Below are 3,083 nucleotides of genomic sequence, written 5' to 3' on the forward strand. Positions count from 1 at the left end.
CACGCGACTTCGACCGACAGATCGCCGAGGTCCAAGTCCGTATCGCCATCATGAACGGCTATACCGCGCTCGGCCTACCCGTCACGAAAACCGTGGGATAAATGTGTCCAGGGAAAGGGGAAGTCCGGTCAGCAGGAGTTTTGTGCAACAAAGCCACCCGACAGCGTTACTTTTCCAATCATCCGGCCTGTCTCAACACGAGCATGAGCCTTTGTGATGTTTTCCGCTGAAATGTTTCCCATGCTTTCAGTCTTTGTGTGGATGATTCTCCCGGAATCGATCATTTCAGCGACGTTTCGCAGGATATCAGACTGGACTGACATTTTATTCGTTGAGTACATGGATCGGGTGAACATCAATTCATAATTAATGCGCACACTTTTCCCCATGAACAGGTCGAGATCCAGTTTTGCTTTGGTACTGGCGACCAAGCAGATTGCGCCTTCGGGGGAGACTATGTCAGCCATGACTTCCCAATACGGAATATTGTCGCTAAGATTAAGAATGAGGGGAACAGTGTCATGACCTAGTTCGACCAATTGGCTCTTTATATTCTTCGAATGGTCGATGACGTGATGGGCACCCATCTTGAGGCACCAATCTTTACTCTTCTCGCGTGATGCAGTAGAAATGACTTTGCACTTGGAGAGTTGACGAGCGAACTGAATGGCCATTGATCCAAGCCCCCCAGCACCTCCAATTATCAGAAGCGCGGTATTCTCCTCTGCGATGCGGCCAATCTCCAGACGATCAAACAACGCCTCCCATGCTGCGAGCGAAGTTAGCGGCAGGCAGGCGGCCTCCTCGGACGTCAGTTTGTAGGGTTTTGGACCGACAATCCGTTCGTCGACGAGTTGAAACTCAGCATAGCAACCTGGGCGGGTGATCTCACCGGCGTACATGACTTTATCGCCGACCTTGAATGCTTGGACGTCATCGCCGACGGATATAACCTCGCCACAGGCGTCCCAGCCCAAGACAAGCGGCTCGTCTAACTTGCCGACAATGTCACGCCGTTCCTTGAGATCTACTGGATTGATGGAAATTCCGTCAATGCGAACAAGTAGATCTTTGCCTGTGGCAACAGGTGTTACCAGATCAAAATCAAAAAAGGTAGCCGCGCTATTTGTAGCGAAGCTCTCAAGTACACCAACAGTTTTCATTACTTGCTTTCCAGTATGCGGCCGCAACCATCGCGGCGTTTATATATGTTTAGTGCAAGTTGGAAAAATCCGTCATCTTGAAATAGTAACTATAGGGTTAGATATACTAATTGTGTGGGTGGCAAAAGTGTCTGACCCGTCGGCAAGAAAGTAACCTGTGGGGGCTGCGGGGATTCTGTAGAAATCTCCGCGTGATGCACCCTAGAGTCAGCGATGTCGGCAGGTCAGCATCAGTATGGTTTGCGATGCTATGCTCGTCCTGCTACTGCTGTTGTCGTGATTCATTGTGAACTCAATAGTCGCCATTTTAGTCTGGGAAATTTTGGGATGAGAAAGCTGCCACCTCTGAATTCTCTTCGGGTCTTTGAAGCTGTCGCTCGAAACGGAAGCCTGTCCAAGGCAGCCTTGGAACTTTGTGTAAGTCCATCTGCCGTCAGCCAGCAAATCTCCAATCTAGAAGGCTGGTTGGGTGTCCGGCTTCTGGATAGATCTGCCAACAAGACTAACTTAAGCCTGAATGGGCATCACTTTTCGAAGCAAGTGCAGAAAATATTTGACAAGCTTGAAGAAGACGTTTCGCGGATGCGTGGGATTGGAAATTATAAGGAAATCAAGTTGAGTATATTGCCGTCTTTGGCATCTAAATGGCTTATACACCGACTCCCTAAGTTTCGCGCATCGCATCCGAGTTACCGATTGATGGTGGATGCCTCCTTTGAACAGACTGATTTCAATCATCTAGAATTCACACTTGCTATAAGATCGGGAGCAGGTTCGTATCCTGGATGCCATTCCATAAAGCTATTTGATGAGTATGTGGCTCCCACATGTAGCCCTGACTATTGGAGCAAGAACGCTGTTACCTTGAAGGATATTGGAAACACGGCGCTTCTTGCGGATTATACGCCTGGGAGGGAGAAGACTAATCTGGATTGGTGCACATGGATGGACCGGGAGAACGTCCGGCCATCTGGCAACCTAGAATCAAGTCAAGTTTTTACGGACAGCAACCTAACAATTCAGGCGGCGGTTAATGGTGAAGGTTTCATGCTCGGTCGGAGCGTTCTGATTGGCGAGGAGATCGCAAGAGGCGCTCTGATTCAGCCATTCTCAAGCAGACAGATTTCCGATTGGCCATATTTTTTAGTTTATCCTGAGAAGCATCATCCGCCACGAGCTGCATTGAAATTAATCATAAATTGGCTCCATGAGCAAGCCCGTGAAACGGCCGGGATTATAAGATAAAAATCCGCTATGGCCTAAAGTTACTCGGGATTCCTAACTGCTTACAGTTCTGCTGGTCGAAGTTGGTACACAAATTGGGTAAAGGGCTCGCATTCTAGATTTGGTATGGAGCCTGACGGCTATTAACCAGCTAACATCTCCCAACACAAGGCTGGAGATTTGCCTACCATAATGACACGCTAAAGCGGCGCAGTTCGCTGACGATTAACTGACCGGCAGGGTATTGCGCTGCGATATCCCGCTAGGTTGACGCGATCCCGAGTTGATCCAGGATGCCGGACCTCCGGGCAAGCACGGTCGAACGCGGACATTCAGCGATGTGGCGATCCAGACTCGCCGAACCAAGAAGCATCAGTTCGGCATGGCATTCTGACATACGACGAGCTTTATTGAAAACTCGCTACGTTCGTGGGGGCTGGACTGGGTAGCGCCCGATCTCAACACAATCTGCCGACGTCAGAGAACGCTTGCGGCCACCGTTCCGTATTGTGCCTCAAAGGGCCCACATTTTTCTTCATCGACTGCACTGGCACTACGATCGACGATGCGCTGGCAAGTATGACCACTCAAAGTAACCTGCCTAGCAACTGTATTTCTCAGGTGGTCAGACGGGTCCACTTTTGACGTGATCTGCAAAGCGCATTCGCGATTGTGACGAGCTTTCTGGCGACGGCG

The 3,083-nt window shown here is 49.8% G+C and carries 3 protein-coding genes and 1 pseudogene; 2 read left to right on the plus strand and 2 right to left on the minus strand.

What is annotated here, in order from left to right:
- Positions 1–101 (plus strand): annotated as a pseudogene (locus BLV27_RS19230) (IS5/IS1182 family transposase); the annotation flags it as partial.
- Positions 102–128: 27 nt separating this feature from the next.
- On the opposite strand, the gene BLV27_RS18890 reads toward BLV27_RS19230, so the two are convergent.
- Entirely contained in the window at positions 129–1,163 is a 1,035-nt protein-coding gene (locus BLV27_RS18890) for a zinc-binding alcohol dehydrogenase family protein (protein WP_092648021.1), read from the minus strand.
- 327 nt (positions 1,164–1,490) lie between these two features.
- Between BLV27_RS18890 and BLV27_RS18895 the strand changes: the two genes are divergently transcribed.
- Entirely contained in the window at positions 1,491–2,408 is a 918-nt protein-coding gene (locus tag BLV27_RS18895; RefSeq protein WP_170831538.1) for a LysR substrate-binding domain-containing protein, read from the plus strand.
- 456 nt (positions 2,409–2,864) lie between these two features.
- Here the strand turns inward: BLV27_RS18895 and BLV27_RS19630 are convergent.
- Positions 2,865–3,083, minus strand: a 219-nt coding sequence (locus BLV27_RS19630) for a hypothetical protein (RefSeq protein ID WP_211605553.1), incomplete at its 5' end; no start/stop codon positions are given.

Origin of the sequence: Jannaschia faecimaris, from assembly GCF_900107415.1 — a bacterium.
GTDB lineage: Bacteria > Pseudomonadota > Alphaproteobacteria > Rhodobacterales > Rhodobacteraceae > Jannaschia > Jannaschia faecimaris.

Coding starts and splice junctions, on each gene's coding strand:
- BLV27_RS18890 (WP_092648021.1), bottom strand. CDS start 1,163: ATGAAAACTGTTGGTGTACTTGAGAGCTTCGCTACAAATAGCGCGGCT.
- BLV27_RS18895 (WP_170831538.1), top strand. CDS start 1,491: ATGAGAAAGCTGCCACCTCTGAATTCTCTTCGGGTCTTTGAAGCTGTC.